Source organism: Bacillus sp. SRB_331 (assembly GCF_003264175.1).
GTDB lineage: Bacteria > Bacillota > Bacilli > Bacillales > Bacillaceae_G > Bacillus_A > Bacillus_A mycoides.
Map to the genome: position 1 here is coordinate 1 of NZ_NADV01000004.1, position 16,886 is coordinate 16,886.

General features: G+C 34.5%; 22 protein-coding genes. 9 read left to right on the forward strand and 13 right to left on the reverse strand.

The genetic code is table 11. The annotated features are described in order from the left end of the window. Positions 1-117 precede the first annotated feature (117 nt). Positions 118-627: a biotin transporter BioY gene (locus tag B5P42_RS02285; protein ID WP_113733566.1), complete on the reverse strand. Its 510-nt coding sequence runs from the start codon at positions 625-627 to the stop codon at positions 118-120. 99 nt (positions 628-726) lie between these two features. On the opposite strand from B5P42_RS02285, the gene B5P42_RS02290 reads away from it, so the two are divergent. After that, entirely contained in the window at positions 727-1,635 is a 909-nt protein-coding gene (locus tag B5P42_RS02290; RefSeq protein ID WP_113733567.1) for an aminoglycoside phosphotransferase family protein, read from the forward strand. Here the strand turns inward: B5P42_RS02290 and B5P42_RS31860 are convergent. The 5 genes from B5P42_RS31860 to B5P42_RS02305 all read right to left on the reverse strand — a co-directional run bounded on the left by B5P42_RS31860 (position 1,632) and on the right by B5P42_RS02305 (position 4,696). After that, entirely contained in the window at positions 1,632-1,793 is a 162-nt protein-coding gene (locus tag B5P42_RS31860; RefSeq protein ID WP_002126244.1) for a hypothetical protein, read from the reverse strand. The two genes, B5P42_RS02290 and B5P42_RS31860, sit on opposite strands and share 4 nt — an antisense overlap. A gap of 98 nt (positions 1,794-1,891) precedes the next feature. Next, positions 1,892-2,665, reverse strand: a complete 774-nt coding sequence (locus tag B5P42_RS02295) for a hypothetical protein (protein ID WP_113733568.1) — start codon at positions 2,663-2,665, stop codon at positions 1,892-1,894. Positions 2,666-2,689: 24 nt separating this feature from the next. Continuing rightward, positions 2,690-3,136: a flavodoxin gene (locus tag B5P42_RS02300; protein WP_002086759.1), complete on the reverse strand. Its 447-nt coding sequence runs from the start codon at positions 3,134-3,136 to the stop codon at positions 2,690-2,692. Then, entirely contained in the window at positions 3,129-3,293 is a 165-nt protein-coding gene (locus B5P42_RS31865) for a hypothetical protein (RefSeq protein WP_002011628.1), read from the reverse strand. The genes B5P42_RS02300 and B5P42_RS31865 overlap by 8 nt, the downstream gene beginning before the upstream one ends. Positions 3,294-3,517: 224 nt before the next feature. Beyond that, positions 3,518-4,696 (reverse strand): amidohydrolase, encoded by a 1,179-nt coding sequence (locus B5P42_RS02305; RefSeq protein WP_113733569.1) that lies wholly within the window; start codon positions 4,694-4,696, stop codon positions 3,518-3,520. 336 nt (positions 4,697-5,032) lie between these two features. Here B5P42_RS02305 and B5P42_RS02310 point away from each other — a divergent pair, with 336 nt between their 5' ends. The 5 genes from B5P42_RS02310 (at position 5,033) to dltD (ending at position 9,349) form a co-directional block, all read left to right on the forward strand. Further along, complete coding sequence (locus B5P42_RS02310) at positions 5,033-5,179, forward strand: teichoic acid D-Ala incorporation-associated protein DltX (RefSeq protein ID WP_002011626.1); 147 nt, start codon at positions 5,033-5,035, stop codon at positions 5,177-5,179. 12 nt (positions 5,180-5,191) lie between these two features. Then, entirely contained in the window at positions 5,192-6,706 is a 1,515-nt protein-coding gene (dltA, locus tag B5P42_RS02315; RefSeq protein ID WP_002064418.1) for a D-alanine--poly(phosphoribitol) ligase subunit DltA, read from the forward strand. Continuing rightward, positions 6,703-7,869, forward strand: a complete 1,167-nt coding sequence (dltB, locus tag B5P42_RS02320) for a D-alanyl-lipoteichoic acid biosynthesis protein DltB (protein ID WP_033708921.1) — start codon at positions 6,703-6,705, stop codon at positions 7,867-7,869. The genes dltA and dltB overlap by 4 nt, the downstream gene beginning before the upstream one ends. A 68-nt stretch (positions 7,870-7,937) precedes the next feature. Beyond that, positions 7,938-8,177 carry a D-alanine--poly(phosphoribitol) ligase subunit DltC gene (gene dltC / locus B5P42_RS02325; RefSeq protein ID WP_002011622.1) on the forward strand — a complete coding sequence of 80 codons (240 nt, stop codon included), beginning with the start codon at positions 7,938-7,940 and terminating at the stop codon, positions 8,175-8,177. After that, the gene (gene dltD, locus B5P42_RS02330; RefSeq protein WP_002126231.1) at positions 8,174-9,349 is read left to right on the forward strand and encodes a D-alanyl-lipoteichoic acid biosynthesis protein DltD; all 1,176 of its coding nucleotides are present in this window, start codon (positions 8,174-8,176) and stop codon (positions 9,347-9,349) included. The genes dltC and dltD overlap by 4 nt, the downstream gene beginning before the upstream one ends. 17 nt (positions 9,350-9,366) lie before the next feature. On the opposite strand, the gene B5P42_RS02335 is transcribed toward dltD, so the two are convergent. Then, positions 9,367-10,503 carry an NAD(P)H-dependent flavin oxidoreductase gene (locus tag B5P42_RS02335; protein WP_002140949.1) on the reverse strand — a complete coding sequence of 379 codons (1,137 nt, stop codon included), beginning with the start codon at positions 10,501-10,503 and terminating at the stop codon, positions 9,367-9,369. Between the two features lie 73 nt (positions 10,504-10,576). Between B5P42_RS02335 and B5P42_RS02340 the strand changes: the two genes are divergently transcribed. After that, a complete protein-coding gene (locus B5P42_RS02340; RefSeq protein WP_113733570.1) occupies positions 10,577-11,497 on the forward strand; it encodes a S66 peptidase family protein in 921 nt (306 codons plus the stop codon). 27 nt (positions 11,498-11,524) lie between these two features. Here B5P42_RS02340 and B5P42_RS02345 read toward each other — a convergent pair whose 3' ends face one another. The 3 genes from B5P42_RS02345 to B5P42_RS02355 form a co-directional block, all read right to left on the reverse strand. Further along, positions 11,525-11,923 carry an SseB family protein gene (locus B5P42_RS02345; RefSeq protein ID WP_002011614.1) on the reverse strand — a complete coding sequence of 133 codons (399 nt, stop codon included), beginning with the start codon at positions 11,921-11,923 and terminating at the stop codon, positions 11,525-11,527. Between the two features lie 87 nt (positions 11,924-12,010). Then, entirely contained in the window at positions 12,011-12,565 is a 555-nt protein-coding gene (locus B5P42_RS02350; protein ID WP_113733571.1) for a cysteine hydrolase family protein, read from the reverse strand. 13 nt (positions 12,566-12,578) lie between these two features. Next, on the reverse strand, positions 12,579-12,992 hold the full coding sequence (locus tag B5P42_RS02355) for a carboxymuconolactone decarboxylase family protein (protein WP_170935223.1): 414 nt from the start codon (positions 12,990-12,992) through the stop codon (positions 12,579-12,581). Between the two features lie 123 nt (positions 12,993-13,115). Between B5P42_RS02355 and B5P42_RS02360 the strand changes: the two genes are divergently transcribed. Continuing rightward, positions 13,116-13,568 (forward strand): Lrp/AsnC family transcriptional regulator, encoded by a 453-nt coding sequence (locus B5P42_RS02360; protein ID WP_002030598.1) that lies wholly within the window; start codon positions 13,116-13,118, stop codon positions 13,566-13,568. A gap of 100 nt (positions 13,569-13,668) precedes the next feature. Next, positions 13,669-13,851, forward strand: coding sequence for a DUF3913 family protein (locus B5P42_RS02365; RefSeq protein WP_000707108.1), 183 nt, complete (start codon positions 13,669-13,671; stop codon positions 13,849-13,851). A 29-nt stretch (positions 13,852-13,880) separates the two neighbouring features. On the opposite strand, the gene B5P42_RS02370 is transcribed toward B5P42_RS02365, so the two are convergent. From B5P42_RS02370 to B5P42_RS02380, 3 genes are all read right to left on the reverse strand, one after another. After that, the gene (locus B5P42_RS02370; protein WP_113733572.1) at positions 13,881-14,894 is read right to left on the reverse strand and encodes a CPBP family intramembrane glutamic endopeptidase; all 1,014 of its coding nucleotides are present in this window, start codon (positions 14,892-14,894) and stop codon (positions 13,881-13,883) included. Positions 14,895-15,206: 312 nt separating this feature from the next. Continuing rightward, positions 15,207-15,983, reverse strand: a complete 777-nt coding sequence (locus B5P42_RS02375; protein ID WP_002030593.1) for an ABC transporter permease — start codon at positions 15,981-15,983, stop codon at positions 15,207-15,209. After that, positions 15,983-16,885: an ABC transporter ATP-binding protein gene (locus tag B5P42_RS02380; RefSeq protein ID WP_002030591.1), complete on the reverse strand. Its 903-nt coding sequence runs from the start codon at positions 16,883-16,885 to the stop codon at positions 15,983-15,985. Before B5P42_RS02380 ends, B5P42_RS02375 begins: the two co-directional genes overlap by 1 nt. Between the last annotated feature and the right edge of the window lies 1 nt (position 16,886).

The window sequence follows — 16,886 nt, forward strand, 5'->3', positions numbered from 1 at the left end:
ACATTAAAAAAGATGGCTCCGATCGAATATCGGAACCACCTTTTAAGTGCTTGATTTTTCAGGGCTTTTTTATTAAACTGTCCATTTTATAGGGTACAGTTCATTCTAGAGGGTTTTTTATTGTACATATTGTTTTTGTTCTAACACCATGAATAAATTATTAACCTTTACAATTTTCATGTCATAATTTAATTTCATTTCACTTCTCTTACCATTTTCAATACCAGCAACGTACGCTACAGCATGATAGCGAAAACTCTCATCTGTCTCTTCACGTATCTCTTCGTTTGTAAATTTATACTCTAAATCCCGAAAACGGTTTGGGTAATAATTTTCTATTAACTGTTCATACCCTCTATTTACAAATATTTCTTCACCTTTTCGTTTCACATCTTCTTTATTATTAAACTCAAACACTGATAGTTGCACTGTCACAAAGTGTTCTCCCATCATTTTCATTTCTTTATCAGTTAAAGCTTCTATACTTTTGTTCTTTAATTCCTTATTTAACTCGTAGCGATCTATCGGTTTAAAGGTAGCAAAAACCTCCTCTTTATATGGCCAAAACAATCCAAAAGCGATACATAGAGAAATGATTAATATTCTTTTCTTCGTAATGCACCCCACCCTCCTCCATAATGATAGTTATATTTTAACATATAGAAAGAAAATTCTGATATCATAAAGTGGAATAATCTACCTTTAACTTAGAAACGAGGAACAATTATGGACTCTTACAAACAATATATAAAAGAAGCTCTACCAGATCTTTCTATACATTCATATATACAAAATGAAGAAGGGTGGGATAATATAACTGTTATTATAAATGATGAACTACTATTTCGTTTCCCACGAAAACTTGAATATGCAAACCGAATTCCGTTAGAAAAAGAACTGTGCACAATTCTTTCTCATTCATTACAAGAAATCGAGATTCCTAAGTATCATTTATTGTATAAGAATGATTGTAATACTGTTCCATTTTGCAGCTATTATCCTCTCATTCATGGTGAACCGTTAACAACTGAACTAGTTGCAAAGCTAGAGAAAAAAGAACTTGAAGTAATTATTACACAATTAGCCACTTTCCTTGCGACTTTACATAGTATTCCTTTAAAACGTGTTGAAACGCTAGGATTCCCTATCGAAAAAACACTTATCTACTGGAAAGAGCTACAAACAAAATTAAATCAATACCTTACTAACAATCTTACTTCATTACAGAAATCAGCCTTAAATCGTTTATTCGAAAATTTCTTTGCCAATATAGCTAAATCTACCTCTCAAAATACAATCATTCATGCTGACTTTACACATCATCACATTTTATTTAATACGCAGAACAAAACCATTTCAGGTGTTATCGATTTTGGAGATGCTCAAATTGGCGATCCCGCTTTTGATTTTGCTGGGCTATATTATGATTTCGGTCATGAGTTTACTACATCTGTATATGAACAATACAGTGCAGTTATTTCTCACCGCGATCCATTACTCATTCACCGCATCACTACCTTTTATCAATACAGCCCTTTACTACATAACCTTATTTATAACATTGAAACAAACAACGAAATAACATTAAAGAAGAATGAAGAACAGCTTAAAGCAATACTACAGGGACGAGATTAAATTCTCTCCCTATACTCTCTCTCCTCATACATCATTAACTTTTTATCCATTTCAACAATAACTTTATACAATTGAAATGCCTGTAAAATTTGCAGTTGAATTCCAAAAGGAGCATTCTGTTCTTTTAACCATTGAAATACTGCCGTTTCATCTTTCATTGATTATTCCTCCTCTTATTAAAATCTGCTACAAATATACGGTAAATGATGAAAAGCTTTTCATGTCAATAACAAAAAAGGATGCAAATTTGCACCCTTTAATGTACTATATTTTTCTTCTGCTTCGCTTCTTTCTTTACTTCTTCCCTTTGGCATTCACTACGAAACGCACAACTCATACACTCAGAACGAAAATGACGCTCTGTATAGTGCTCAGGTTGCTGTAACATTTCTTTCATTCTAAATAAATCATCCATTCCAGTTATAATATCTTCCTGCTTTGGAATGTACTCATACTTAGTTCCTTCTATTAAATTAATAACTTCAATTTTCCCTGGAAGAATACCGAAAGCTTTATAACTGAATACTGTCATTAGCTTCTGACAAAGAGCAAGCATTTCCTCATCCGCATCGACAACATACTTTTTAATTACAAACGATTCAGCACTCCACTCACCAACTTCAAATGTCAATGACATGTGGACACCTAACTCTTCCATATATGTTTGAAACTTCTCATATAAAAATAACGGCGGTGCCTGACTATCATCCCTTTCAACAAACTGTAATAAGTGATCAGTTAGCTTCGCTAAAACAATATAGTACTCCGCCTTTGAAGCAAACATATTAATCCTTACTTTTTTCCAATACTTTTCTATTAATATTAAAAGTACAATTTTCGTTTGTTGGCCCGCAGGTAGCGTGTAATATTCATTAATAATTTGATTCACAATCATTTGCGCTATTTGTTGCCATTCAAATGAAGAAGGTTCTCTTCTTTTTATATGACGGAAATAAAATTTATGCGGACAACGCATAAAATCATACAAATGGTAATCTGTCATCATTTTGATTGAGATTTTCTCATGCAATTGCTCTTCATCTCCCTTCTGCCATTAAGAAAGGTGTTTTACGAATTCAGCTCCAAACTGTAAACATTTTTCTACATCTTCATCTTCTGGCGTTAATTCTACTTTCAATCCTTCTAACACAACTGCTGCCCCGCGCTCCTGCAGCTTTTCTATTAAAATATCAACCGCTACCCCGTATTTCGGATAAGCCGAATCACAAGAACCGAATGCAGCTGCTTTTTTACCAGTTAAGTTAATAGAATCCATTGCATCATAAAAATCTAAAAAATCATCAGGAAGATCACCATCTCCCCAAGTATAAGCACCTAAAATAATCCCGTCATATTGCTCTAATATAGAAGCTTCTGGTGTATCCATAATATCAATTACTTCAATCTCATTTTCTGTTTCACGAATCGCACCCGCAATATGGTCAGCCATTTCCTCTGTATTTCCACTCATACTTGCAAAAATCATTACTAACTTACTCAACTGAACCTCTCCTTTTACCTTGTATCTCTTTTTCTGTTTGAAGTGTACTCTTCTCATCTACATATTCAGAACGAATTACATTTCGTTGCCATTCAATATGCTTATCAACATCTTTATTTTTTAATCCCCTTCGTAAAAGGTGAAATGTTTTTCTCATTAAGGTTCCTCATCTGTTTCATTGATATTAATTATCAATTTCAATTATACCATTAGATTAATTGAAATTGATTATCAAAGTCAATAACTATTTTTAAAAAAATAGTTAAAATGTACAAGCTTGTCCGTTAGCTATTCATATACTATAAATGAGCATAGTTCTTTCTCAGCCCTCTCTGACGGAAGAAATAAAAGCAACTGCAATAGAGTGCAGTTGCCTTTTTTTTATGCTTTATCAGTTTCTAGTAGTCTTATAGTTGTCTCTAAAAATAGTTCCACTCCATTAATTAAAGCCGATTCATCCACATCAAATTTCGGATGATGATGTGGATAACAAGTATCAATATTTTTATTCCCTGTTCCTAATTTAATGAAACAACCAGGTGCTTTTCTTAAATACGCTGAAAAATCTTCTCCTCCCATAGAAGGTTCAAGATGCACAATACGCTGATTTCCGAACAATTTCATCGCACTTTTTTCTACTATTTTCGTAATGTACTCATTATTAACAACTGGATCATATCCGTAACGATACGTATATGTATAATCTCCCCCATGTGCTTCCGTAATTCCTTTTACAATTTGCTCAATTTTCTCTTTTGCTTCCTCTCTTAATGTTTGATTAAAAGATCGAACAGTTCCCATTAAAGCTGCTGCACTAGGAATGATATTATCGGCCATCCCCCCATGAAATTGTGTAACTGACACTACTCTATGCATAAAAGCACTTGTATTTCTTGATACGATATGTTGTAAATTTGTAATAATTTGTGCTCCGATAGCAATAGGATCTATCGTTTCTTCTGGTCGTGCCGCGTGACCACCCTTTCCTAAAATTTCAATTGTAAATACGTCTGGTGCTGCCATCATAGGGCCATATACAATTCCTATCTTTCCACTTTCTAATCCAGACATAACGTGCAAACCTACTACATAATCGACGCCGTCCATAACACCGGCCTCCACCATTTCTTGTCCACCACCGGGATACACTTCCTCTGCGTGCTGAAAGAACAGACGGATTTCGCCTGCAAAATCTTCCTTCATATTTGCTATCGTCTCTGCTGTACTTAATAAAATAGCTGCGTGAGCATCATGCCCGCATGCGTGCATTACACCTTTATTAACCGATCCATATGGCTTTAGTGTCTCTTCTTGAATTGGTAATGCGTCTATATCCGCTCGAACAGCAACTACTTTTCCTTTTTTCACGCTCCTTTTAATTGCTAGTACACTGTACTTAGTCGGTCTTGTTACTTCAAAATAAGAAAATGAACATAATGTATCATATATAAATTGCGAAGTTTCTTTTTCATGAAATGATAATTCAGGATATTTATGGAGATACCGTCTCCATTTAATGATATTTTCTTCTGAAATAAAACTCCTCCACTCTCTTTTCATAATAATTACCTCCTTTTAAAAGGCTCTATACCTTGAAAATGTACTAAGTACCCAGTGATTATTAACCCACTCCAATTCAGGAATAACAAAACAAATATTATATTTTCACGCCTTCACACAATCCACTTCCTATTTACATGTCAAACCCATTACAAATTCATGCTGAATGTAATATAATTGCTAAGTTAGGGATTTTCTTTTTTAGTATTTAGTGCTAATATCAGAAAAGAGCCTTTTGACTTATTTTTACCTAAAATGTGGGATTTTGTTTTTTTCACAATAATGTAGGACATGATACCTACAAAGAGCTATTATTTCATTAAGCGAGGGAAAGACATGGAAAGATTAAAAGAGATATGGTCTCAACCACTCACACAATGGGTTGCAAAGACGGTTTATTACCTTGCAATTTTATTTGCATTACTTTGGTTGTATGGATTCCATGATACAAACACAAGTACATTTATTTACAATGAATTCTAGGGTGGGAACGTTATGAAGTTATTAGAACAAATTGAAAAGTGGGCTGTAGAAACGCCTGATCAAACCGCTTTTGTTTGGCGAGATGCGAAAATTACGTACAAACAATTAAAGGAAGATTCTGATGCGTTAGCACATTGGATTTCTTCTGAGTATCCAGATGATCGTTCACCAATTATGGTTTATGGCCATATGCAACCTGAAATGATTATTAACTTTTTAGGTTGTGTAAAAGCTGGACATGCTTACATTCCTGTAGATTTATCTATTCCAGCTGATCGTGTACAACGTATTGCTGAAAGTTCTGGTGCGAAATTACTGTTATCAGGGGCAGAAGTAACGGTAACGGACTTACCAGTTCGCATTACAAGTGAAGATAACTTAAAAGATATTTTCTTTACTCATAAAGGGAATACTCCAAATCCTGAACATGCGGTAAAAGGTGATGAGAACTTCTACATTATTTACACATCAGGAAGTACAGGTAATCCGAAAGGGGTTCAGATTACTTATAACTGTCTTGTTAGCTTTACAAAATGGGCTGTAGAAGATTTCAACTTACAAACAGGGCAAGTATTCTTAAACCAAGCACCTTTCTCATTCGATTTATCTGTAATGGATATTTACCCATCATTAGTAACAGGTGGTACACTTTGGGCAATCGATAAAGATATGATTGCACGTCCAAAAGACTTGTTTGCTTCTTTAGAGCAATCGGATATACAAGTATGGACTTCGACACCATCTTTCGCAGAAATGTGTTTAATGGAAGCCTCTTTCTCTGAAAGTATGCTACCAAACATGAAAACATTCTTATTCTGCGGTGAAGTGTTACCAAATGAAGTAGCTAGAAAATTAATTGAGCGTTTCCCGAAAGCAGCAATTATGAATACGTACGGTCCAACAGAAGCTACTGTTGCTGTAACAGGCATTCACGTTACAGAAGAAGTGCTTGATCAATACAAATCACTTCCAGTTGGCTACTGTAAATCAGACTGTCGCCTTCTTATTATGAAAGAAGATGGTACAATTGCACCTGACGGTGAAAAAGGTGAAATCGTAATTGTCGGTCCAAGCGTAAGCGTTGGCTATTTAGGAAGCCCTGAATTAACAGAAAAAGTATTTACCATGATTGATGGTGAGCGCGCCTATAAAACAGGTGATGCTGGCTATGTAGAAAATGGTCTTCTATTCTATAATGGTCGTCTTGATTTCCAAATTAAGCTTCATGGTTATCGAATGGAATTAGAAGAAATCGAACATCATCTTCGCGCGTGTTCTTACGTAGAAGGTGCAGTTGTTGTTCCAATTAAAAAAGGTGAAAAATATGATTACTTATTAGCGGTTGTTGTTCCTGGAGAGCATTCGTTTGAAAAAGAATTCAAATTAACATCTGCAATCAAAAAAGAACTCAATGAGCGATTACCAAATTACATGATTCCACGTAAATTCATGTATCACTCTTCTATTCCAATGACACCAAATGGAAAGGTAGATCGCAAAAAATTATTGAGTGAGGTTACAGCATGACCGCATATGGATCATTTTATTTTTTCGCTATAGTAGGCATTTTATTAATACCTACTATCATAGCTGGATTAAAAGGTAAAATGTTGCGTAAATATAATGCCGTTTTAACATTAGTAATGCTCGTTATTATCTTCTCTGATAAACCGAAGCAAGCAATCATGTTAGCCGCATTTATTATTTGGCAATATGCCCTTATTAAAGGCTATTTAATTTTAAGAAAACAAAATAATAGTACATTTAGGTTTTATATGGCTGTTATTTTGTCGATTTTACCGCTTGTTTTAGCAAAAATTGCACCGTTTGTACCTGAGCTAAAGTTTGTTGTATTTTTAGGAATGTCCTATGTAACATTTAGAGCAGTACAAATGGTATTTGAAGTTCGTGATAACTTAATTAAAGAACTTTCCTTCTTTAATTTCTGGGAATTCGTTTTATTCTTCCCAGCTATCTCAACGGGACCTATCGATCGTTACCGCAGATTCCAAAAAGATATTCAAAAGCCACCTAGTGCAGAAGAATATCAAAATTTACTATATACAGGGCTAAACCGTATTTTCCAAGGTTTCTTGTATAAATTTATTATTGCTTACTTAATAAAGCAATATTTTATGGATCCGGCATTCGCTCAGCAAGATACAATCCTATCAAATATGATTTACATGTATAGCTATAGCTTATATTTATTCTTTGACTTTGCTGGTTATAGCTCATTTGTAATTGGTGTAAGTTATATGATGGGAATTAAAACTCCAGAAAACTTTAATAAACCATTCATTAGTCGTAACATTAAAGACTTCTGGAACCGCTGGCATATGAGTTTATCATTCTGGTTCCGTGACTTTATTTACATGCGTTTCGTCTTTTTCGCAACGAAGAAAAAGTTAATTAAAAACCGTTACACAATTTCGTATATCGGTGCATTTTTAAACTTTTTCATCATGGGAATATGGCATATTACTGGTGAGCATGTGTATCAATACATTATTTATGGTCTTTATCACGCTGCCTTGTTTATCTTATTCGATATTTTCGAACGAAAAAACAAGAAGCATAAGTTTTGGCCAAACAATAAATTTACACACGTCCTTGCGATTGTAATTACGTTCCACGTTGTATGTTTCGGTTTCCTGATCTTCTCTGGACACCTTAACAGATACTTTTAATGCACCCTTCTTATACTATTAAGAAGTTGCACATATAATATATTTCGGATATAAAGGAGATTTTAAAAATGGCAGAATTCAAAGAGCAAGTATTAGATATTTTAGAAGAAGTATGTGAAAACGATATTGTGAAAGAAAACTTAGATGTTCAATTATTTGAAGAAGGTATTCTTGATTCTTTCGCTGTAGTATCTTTATTAGTAGAATTCCAAGAGCGTTTAGAGATTGAAGTTTCTATTTCTGATTTTGACCGCGATGAGTGGGCTACACCAAATATGGTTATTAAAAAGTTAGAAGAAATCCGATGAACAAAGTGAAATTTGGTCCGATGCTTTTAGCATTGGCCCTTTTTGCTGTATTCTTACTTATTCCTACGCGCTTCCTACTCCCACTTTTAAGTGATGAGAAAGTAGAACAAGCTGCGACTTCTTTAAAAGAAGAAAAGATTCAAAGTATGATTTTACAGCAAAAGATGTTAGCAGACCCGAAATATCTTCCGATGTACGGTTCATCGGAATTCGCACGTATGGATGCTTTCCATCCATCGAATTATTTCAAAGTAAAGCCTGAAGGATTCACACCATTCCTACTTGGGCGCGGTGGAACACAAGACCTTGTACATGTATTAAACTTCACATCTACAATGGATCAATTGAAAGATAAGAAAATGATATTCGTTCTTTCTCCGCAATGGTTTGTACCACAAGGTATTGATGAGACACACTTTGCACCTAACTTTTCAAAACAACAAGGTTACCACTTCATTTTCAACGATGATTTAAAACCTGAAATGAAAAAACAAATTGCAAAACGCTTATTAAACTTTGAGATTGTTAAAAAAGAAACTTTATTAAAAATTTCGCTTGAAGGTATCGCCTACGATGATACAAAGTATAAAGTAAAAGCACTTGCTGCTAAACCTTTCGCTTATATTTATCGTAACATTCTAGATCGTAAAGATTTATTTACAGTTATGTTTAATATTAAGCCGCATAAAGAACAGCTTGATCCATCATTGAAACAAATGAACTGGGAAGAAGCTCGTAAGCATGCTGATCAAACAGGTGCAGTAGAATCAAGCTCTAACGAATATGGTATCGAAGATGATTACTTCAATAGCAAAATTAAGAAGAAATTAAAACAACGTGAAGGTTACTTAAAAAATGATGCTTATGACCAATCACCAGAATATGAAGATTTACAAATTGTACTTGATTTATTAAAACAATCTGGCGCAAAACCGCTCTTCATTTCTGTTCCTGTAAAAGGTCCTTGGTATGATTACGCTGGCTTCCCGAAAGAAAAACGCGAATTATACTACAATAAAGTTCATGAGCAAATTAAGCAAGCTGGCTATCCAATTGCTGATTTCTCAAATCATGAATATGATAAGTACTTCTTAAAAGATCATATGCACTTAGGTTGGAAAGGCTGGGTTTACATCGACGAAGCTATCCAACAATTTTATAAAGCAAACTAACGAAAAGACCGCTTGAATTATTCAAGTGGTCTTTTTTTATATACATCTTGTAATTGTTCAATTACGTTCTCTGCTTCTTTCATGACACGTTTCACTACGTGCTGAGCTGATTCCGTTCGTGCTAATGATGATGCTTGTCCCGCCCAAAGCGACATATACTCTTCCTTATTTTGCTTCGCTGCTTCTTGACGTATTTTTGAAGTTAGTACGTTTTGCACTGGATACATCGGTAAATTCTCTTCTCTTCCTTCATGTTTCTCTATAAATTCATTACGAATACCCCGTGCATATTTCCCGGAAAACGCACGGGTTACCGTTGTACTCGTATCTGTACTATGTAAAATCGCCTCTTTATACACGTCATGCGTAATACTTTCTTCACTCGTTAAAAAGGCTGATCCCATTTGAACAGCCTCTGCCCCTAACGCAAATGCCGCAACAAGCCCTTGCCCATTCATTACACCACCTGCTGCAACAATCGGGATATGAGGTACTTCCGCTACTAATTGCGGGATTAATGCAAATGTACCAATCATCGCATCTTGTTCTTTCCCAATAAACGTTCCTCTATGCCCTCCTGCCTCGCTACCTTGCCCGACAATAATATCTACCCCTAACTTAGCAAGTGCTTTCGCTTCCGCTACATGGGTAGCTGTTCCGATAACTTTTATCCCTTCCTTTTTCAAATCATCTATTTCTTCTTTTTCTAACGTTTGAAATGCAAAACTAACGACTGGTACCTTTTCCTCTAATAATACTTGTAATTGTTCTTTATAGCTTTTTGGAAGTTTTAAAGTCTTTTCTTCCTCTATACCTAATTCTCTATTCACTCCACTAAGTAATACTTTCGCCTCGTTTACCTTCTCTTCTTCTATCTGTATCTCTTTCGTTAAAAGTAAATTAACACCGAAAGGCTTATTTGTTAGTTCCCTTATTTTATAAATCGCTTCACGGATTTGTTCTGGGCTCATATACCCTGCTCCAAGCGTACCTAATCCTCCGCTATTACTCACAGCTGCAACAAGTTCTGACGTTGTAATCGCTCCTGCCATACCTGCTTGAATGATCGGATACTTAATTTGTAATATATCTATTACTCGACTTGTAAACATCATTTTCCCTCCTACTTTCCCTATACCTTCTTTATATGACATGCTTTCCCCTTCTTTTACAAGGATTGAACTTTCGCTCAAGCGAATATATTGAAAGAGAAGGAGGCTGAGAACAATGATTTATCCAAATGCGTTGCAAAAAGGTAATACAGTAATGGTTATTGCACCGTCTGGCCCACCAACACTTGAGAATATATTAAAAGGTGTGAACGTATTACAAGAGATGGGATTATCCGTAATAATTGGAAAGAGTGTTTATGAAAAATATGGATATTTAGCTGGAAGTGATCAAGTTCGTCTTGATGATATACATGAAGCATTTACAAATACTGAGGTCAAAGCAGTCTTTTGTGCACGAGGTGGTTACGGTAGCGCTCGTCTCCTCCCTTACATTCAATATGAAATCATTCAACGGAATCCAAAGATTTTTTGGGGATATAGCGATATTACGGCTTTACATACTGCCTTTTCACGTTATGCGGAGCTGGTTACTTTTCATGGTCCAATGATTGAAGAATTAGGAAAAGGTATAGATTCTCTCTCTTTATCTTCTTTCAATCAACTATTCCATCCGTATTCATCTATCTTATATGCATCAGAATGTATCGTACCTACCTCTCCATGTACAGTTACAGGCACATTAGTTGGAGGGAATTTAACTGTGTTAACAAGTATAATTGGCTCGCCCTATGAGATAAATACGTCAAATAAACTTTTATTGCTTGAAGATATTGGTGAAGAACCGTACCGCATTGACCGGATGTTAAATCAACTACTTTTATCTGGACTGTTTAATAAATGCAGCGGCGTTATTTTTACAAGTTGTCACGACTGCAACCCTTCTAAGCCATCTCAATCATTGCAAACAATATTATATGAATATTTCACGCCATATAATATACCTGTGTTATTCGGTTTACCGATTGGACATATAAGTCCAAATATCGGTATTCCCCTCGGAGCTACAGCAACAATAAATACAACTAACAAAACTGTTTCTATTTCTTCTGGTATAGCCACTCCATGTTCAAATTAAAAAGGAAAAGCTGCTAAGCTTTTCCTTTTACTTATAATAATTAAAGATTCGTCCTGATGCTATCTCTGCAATTTCTTCTGGAATAAATGTTTTACTCATATCTGTTCCAACATTTAATACAGCTGTCGCATCTTTCTCGATGCTACCCAATAATTCTTTTCCACGTATCGTAATAAGGGGTGTACCTTCTGGCAACACATCTTTTACAAATTTCAATTGTGTAAAGAACGGAACGATCCATCTACCCTCTCCTTGGAAATGACGCAAACGAAGTGTTCCTTCCGTTGCCCCGTCTTCTGCTTCAAGTGAACCAGCAACATAAAACTCCGTTGTTAAGAGCAATTCATAAAATTCCTTTTGCTTTTGTTTATCATCTCCTGCTAAAACGAGTACTTCTTCTATTTTCTTTACTGGAATTTGCTCCATATGATGCCACCCCTATTTTCAAAATGATTATACTTAGATTATACGAAATATTCTTATTTTTTTCTACATAATTCCACAATTATTTTCTTAAAATAATTTTAAAACACCTTCAGTCGTAACGATTTTGGCAAATTCATCATGTAAGTTTACAAGTGTCATATGGTGAATGTCCTCTGCACTATACTCTGTCCCGTCCAGACCTTTACGATTGAATGTAGCCGTCGCATCGCTCACTAAATACGTTGTAAGCCCTAAATTACCTGCCATCCGTGTTGTAGTCTCCACACAATGATTTGTTGTTAATCCTACAATCACTACCGTATTACAATTTTGTTCTCTTAATTGTTCTTCCAAATTTGTCCCAATGAACGCGCTATTAACGGATTTCTGGATAATTATTTCATCTGGCATTGGTTGCACTTCTTCTTTAAAGTTTACCGTTTCCGCATGTTGATAAAACATCGATTGAACATTTTCTTTATTTACATGTTGAATATGAAAAACTGGTAGTTTTCTTTTTCTCCATTCTTCTAACAAACTTTTCATATTTTCTTCCGCCAAAAGGTTATTCCTCACGCCCCAGTATGGTAAGTTGAATGCTTCCTGTACATCAATGATTATAAGTGCTGCTTGATTAAGCATAATATCCTCCTAATTAATTGGGCTGTAATTGAAACAGAAAACCAAGTTGCTGCGAAGCAGTAATAAAACAAATATAGGCACAAAGCTCTACAATTTCTTTTTCAGTCCAATATTGTTTTAATATATGAAACATATTATCATCTATCGCCTTTTGGTCATGAACAAATGCATGCGCAAAAGTAACGGCTACGCTAATTTCTTCTATTTTTTGTATATCATCCGGCTTTCCCTTTGCCATACAGTACGGACATTCATTCCCAAACGCTAATGTTCTTCTTACTTGCTCCTTTAACTCTACGGAAAGGGCCCCTGTACTATACAGTGTATTCTCTAACGTACTCCACGAATTTAATATATCTGGATTATGACCTAATAATTTTTGAAACTTTGTATCTCCTACATTTGATAATGTAATTCTCTCCATCATTTCCCCTCCTATTTCCTTCTTTTTTATTGTAAAATAAATAAAGTTCACTTTACATTTCATATGAATCTTAATTTTAAATTTTTCTTTACAAAAATTATCATTTTACTGGAGGTATATTTACAAATGCAATTAGACCGTGTTGATCGAAAAATTTTAAATGAATTATATAATGATAGCCGCCTTTCGATGCGTGAATTAGCAAAACGAGTAAACTTATCGGCTCCGTCTACTACAGAACGTGTACGTAAACTTGAAAGTGAGGGGATTATTCAAAAATACACAATCGATATCAATTATAAAAAAGCAGGACTTGTTTTAGATTGTATTTTAGAAATCACTTTAAAAAATGGTGATACAACACGTATGCAACAGTTTATTCAGTCTTATCCATCTGCAAGTTTTTGTTACCGAGTAACAGGAAGCTTATGCTACATTGTAAAAATCTCTGTTCCTTCACTCGTTGAACTTGAAGAATTTATCAATGATGTTTCTTCATATGCAACGACAGTTTCTCATATCGTATTATCAGAAGTAGCTCTTACTCCGGACATTGAACATATATTCCCAGAAGTTTAATTCATCTTTATTCACAAAAAGAGTAAAAACCCCTTACATTAAGAATAAAAATGATATATCATGTATTAAAATACATAAAGTTCGAGAAAGGGGCTTTACATTGAAAATCTGGTTTTATGAAAAAACGGCACAATTAGATGACTTGCTTGGTATTTGGGACAATGTTCCGACCATCCCTCGAATTGGTGAAAAAGTTGAACTTCTAAAAACCGTTCGGATCGTTACAGATATTAAATATGTAAAAAACGGTAATAATTTTCGTGTAGAGATTATTACAAATTAAAAAGTAGCTCTTTAGGAGCTACTTTTTAATTATCTATTATGCGCTTTCTTTATAACAATTTTATCTTCTTCTACAAAAACTGTTACATAATCATTTTCTTCTAACCGAAGCTTATTTACAGCTTCATCAGGTAATTCTACAGCCATCAATCTATCTGTTACTATCACTTGGCTATATATTTCATTTTCTTCTGATGTATTCACTACTTTTTCTTCATTTATGAAACGAATCGGTGGCACACCAACTTCTTTTACTGTACGCCATTGGTTCCAAGTAAAAGGAATGAACCATAATAAACCGATAATCACAAGACCAATGCCGATCCATAAATTACTTTGTGCTTGTAATTCAGTAATCGAGATCGCGTCACTTCCATCTCCACCTACAAATTGCATACTCGTTGCAATCAAATTATTTAGAGCATGCACAGCAATATTCGTCCATATATTTTTTGTCTTTATGTATAGAAGGCACATAATAACACCGAACATGAAAGCACCGATAACATCAAAATGTCCTAGTCCAAAAATAAGAGAGGATATAATAACCGCTCGTTTAATCCCCCATTTGTAAGCCATTCGCTGCAAGAAAAAACCTCTAAAAATAACCTCTTCCATTATTGGGGCTAATACACATGCTGAAATGAAAGTAAATATCGTCATGTATATGTTACTCGTATTAATTACATTTCCATCTTCTAACATGGTAACTAAGAAATTGGGTAAAGTATGTGCTAAAATATAAAATTGAATTTGGGATATACCGACTGCAAAAATCATTCCCATGATCGTTGCTAATACAATTAACCCCCAATGTAAACGTCCGGGCTTATCAAAAAAACTTTTAAAAACAACATTATTTTTACTTGTTTTTAAATATAGCCACAATAGTGGAAATGCAAAAAATATTGATATTTGTGACAGCAACTCTATCGTATTGTCAGAAGCACCTGATAAACTTAATGGAATCATCGTCAGGAACATCCCTATAATCATCCATCCAAAAAAACTACGTAGCCTTATACGTGAAAATGCATGTTGCATATTGAACACCTCCAGAGATGATATAAAGTGAAACTTTAATCAGTATTTTATGGGTAGCCCTTCTCCACAAATGGCCGGATAACTAAATTATAATATGAATATAGTTGAAAATCTTCCTACTTTTCTCACTTTATTCCGAATAATATACGTATTAAATTACATAATAACAATCCTATTTGATATACCATATCAATGTTCTTCAACTTAGTTACAATTATGTTCCTAAGTAAATATGTATCTGCCACGCTTAAAAGCTACATAAATCAAAAAAGCTGGTTAATAAAAATCCCCGTTAACACGGGGATTTTTCTACTATAATACGTCACGTTTTTGGAATAATACACTTGATGCTACAAGTAATACAGCAAAGTATGCAACTACAAGTAATAATGAAGTTGTAAACGTAAATTCTGTAAATGGTGGTTCTACTCCGCCACTTACTAATTTATTGCTGTCGTACACACTTAAATTTAAATGCGAGAATACAACAAACTTTGCAACACCTTTAGCAAACATCATAAGCACCATTGTAATTGCACTTTGTAAGAAGAATAAGAACAACGAAATAATTAATGGTAATACAGAATTTCTAAATACATTAGCTAAGCAAAATGAAAGAGTTGCAAAGAAGAACGGTGAAAGTACTTGATATAAAATGGACTTCATTACGATTCCTAACGTTACTCCTGTTTTACTACCGTCCATTACAATCCCGCCAATAATCATTGCGATTAACGTGCTAGCAAATATGATAAATAATATAGTAAGTAACACTGTAATATATTTAGAGAACAAAACTGTAATTCGTTTTCTCGGACGGATTAATAACTGCTTAATTGTACCTTTTTGGAACTCATCAGTAATTGTACGAGACGCAATCGTAATTCCAAAAATTGTTGCAAATAAGGTAATTAAACCAATCTCTGAACTTACAAAATCTAAATATGATCCTTTAAACTCATTTCCTCCTCCCCATTTCAGCATCGCTAAAACTCCCAAAATCTCCAATGCTGCAATTACACCTATTAAAATGTACATACCTTTTTTCGCATGTAACTTTAAAAATTCATTTTGAATTAATTTAAACATTACGCTTTCACTCCCCCTGTAATCGCTAAGAACTCATCCTCTAACGTTTTATTTTGAACAGTAACACCGTATACGAGTACATCAGCATTCACTAACTGTTTTACAATTTGCGGAATCTCTTCTTTCATTACAGATGCCACAGCTACATTTCCTTGTACTTTACCTTTAATAATTTCGTTCGCTTTTTGAACTTGATCTACTTCAAATGCAACTACAACTGTTTCATCATGCTTCGCTTGTTCATGTAAGTTATACTCTTGTACAAACTCACCTTGCTTTATAATAACTACGCGATCACACATTAATTCAATTTCACTTAATAAATGACTTGATACAATGACTGCAATATTTTCTTCTTTCGCTAATCGTTGTAAATAATCACGAATTTGGCGAATACCAGCTGGATCTAATCCATTTGTCGGTTCATCTAAAATTAAGATTTTCGGCTGATGAAGTAACGCCTGCGCAATTCCTAAACGCTGTTTCATACCAAGTGAGTATGTTTTCACCTTTTTATGAATCGCATGCTCTAATTCAACAAGCTTTACAATTTCAGCGATGCGCTCTTTACTAATTGGGGTAATCGCCATGTTCGCAAAATGCTTTAAATTTTGCATTCCAGTCATATAATCATATAGCTCGGGATTTTCTACAATCGCTCCAATTTGCTCTAGCGCCTTTTCACGCTCTGTGCGAATACTATGACCACAAATTGTAATATCGCCTTCTGTCATAGAAATAAGACCTGTCATCATACGAATTGTCGTCGTCTTACCGCTACCGTTCGGTCCAAGGAATCCGTATACCTCTCCTTCACGAACCTCAAATGATAAGCCCCGAATAATTTCTGTTCTACCAATTTTTTTTCGGACATTTTCTAATTTCACTACTACATTTCCCAAT

What these genes read in the sequence shown, in the direction of transcription:
- dltC (WP_002011622.1), top strand. Translation starts at nt 7,938, where the DNA reads ATGGCAGAATTCAAAGAGCAAGTATTAGATATTTTAGAAGAAGTATGT.
- B5P42_RS31865 (WP_002011628.1), bottom strand. Translation starts at nt 3,293, where the DNA reads ATGAGAAAAACATTTCACCTTTTACGAAGGGGATTAAAAAATAAAGAT.
- dltB (WP_033708921.1), top strand. Translation starts at nt 6,703, where the DNA reads ATGACCGCATATGGATCATTTTATTTTTTCGCTATAGTAGGCATTTTA.
- B5P42_RS02290 (WP_113733567.1), top strand. Translation starts at nt 727, where the DNA reads ATGGACTCTTACAAACAATATATAAAAGAAGCTCTACCAGATCTTTCT.
- dltA (WP_002064418.1), top strand. Translation starts at nt 5,192, where the DNA reads ATGAAGTTATTAGAACAAATTGAAAAGTGGGCTGTAGAAACGCCTGAT.
- B5P42_RS02350 (WP_113733571.1), bottom strand. Translation starts at nt 12,565, where the DNA reads ATGCTTAATCAAGCAGCACTTATAATCATTGATGTACAGGAAGCATTC.
- B5P42_RS02335 (WP_002140949.1), bottom strand. Translation starts at nt 10,503, where the DNA reads ATGTCATATAAAGAAGGTATAGGGAAAGTAGGAGGGAAAATGATGTTT.
- B5P42_RS02310 (WP_002011626.1), top strand. Translation starts at nt 5,033, where the DNA reads ATGGAAAGATTAAAAGAGATATGGTCTCAACCACTCACACAATGGGTT.
- dltD (WP_002126231.1), top strand. Translation starts at nt 8,174, where the DNA reads ATGAACAAAGTGAAATTTGGTCCGATGCTTTTAGCATTGGCCCTTTTT.
- B5P42_RS02375 (WP_002030593.1), bottom strand. Translation starts at nt 15,983, where the DNA reads ATGTTTAAATTAATTCAAAATGAATTTTTAAAGTTACATGCGAAAAAA.
- B5P42_RS02340 (WP_113733570.1), top strand. Translation starts at nt 10,577, where the DNA reads ATGATTTATCCAAATGCGTTGCAAAAAGGTAATACAGTAATGGTTATT.
- B5P42_RS02345 (WP_002011614.1), bottom strand. Translation starts at nt 11,923, where the DNA reads ATGGAGCAAATTCCAGTAAAGAAAATAGAAGAAGTACTCGTTTTAGCA.
- B5P42_RS02370 (WP_113733572.1), bottom strand. Translation starts at nt 14,894, where the DNA reads ATGCAACATGCATTTTCACGTATAAGGCTACGTAGTTTTTTTGGATGG.
- B5P42_RS02305 (WP_113733569.1), bottom strand. Translation starts at nt 4,696, where the DNA reads ATGAAAAGAGAGTGGAGGAGTTTTATTTCAGAAGAAAATATCATTAAA.
- B5P42_RS02355 (WP_170935223.1), bottom strand. Translation starts at nt 12,992, where the DNA reads ATGATGGAGAGAATTACATTATCAAATGTAGGAGATACAAAGTTTCAA.
- B5P42_RS31860 (WP_002126244.1), bottom strand. Translation starts at nt 1,793, where the DNA reads ATGAAAGATGAAACGGCAGTATTTCAATGGTTAAAAGAACAGAATGCT.
- B5P42_RS02360 (WP_002030598.1), top strand. Translation starts at nt 13,116, where the DNA reads ATGCAATTAGACCGTGTTGATCGAAAAATTTTAAATGAATTATATAAT.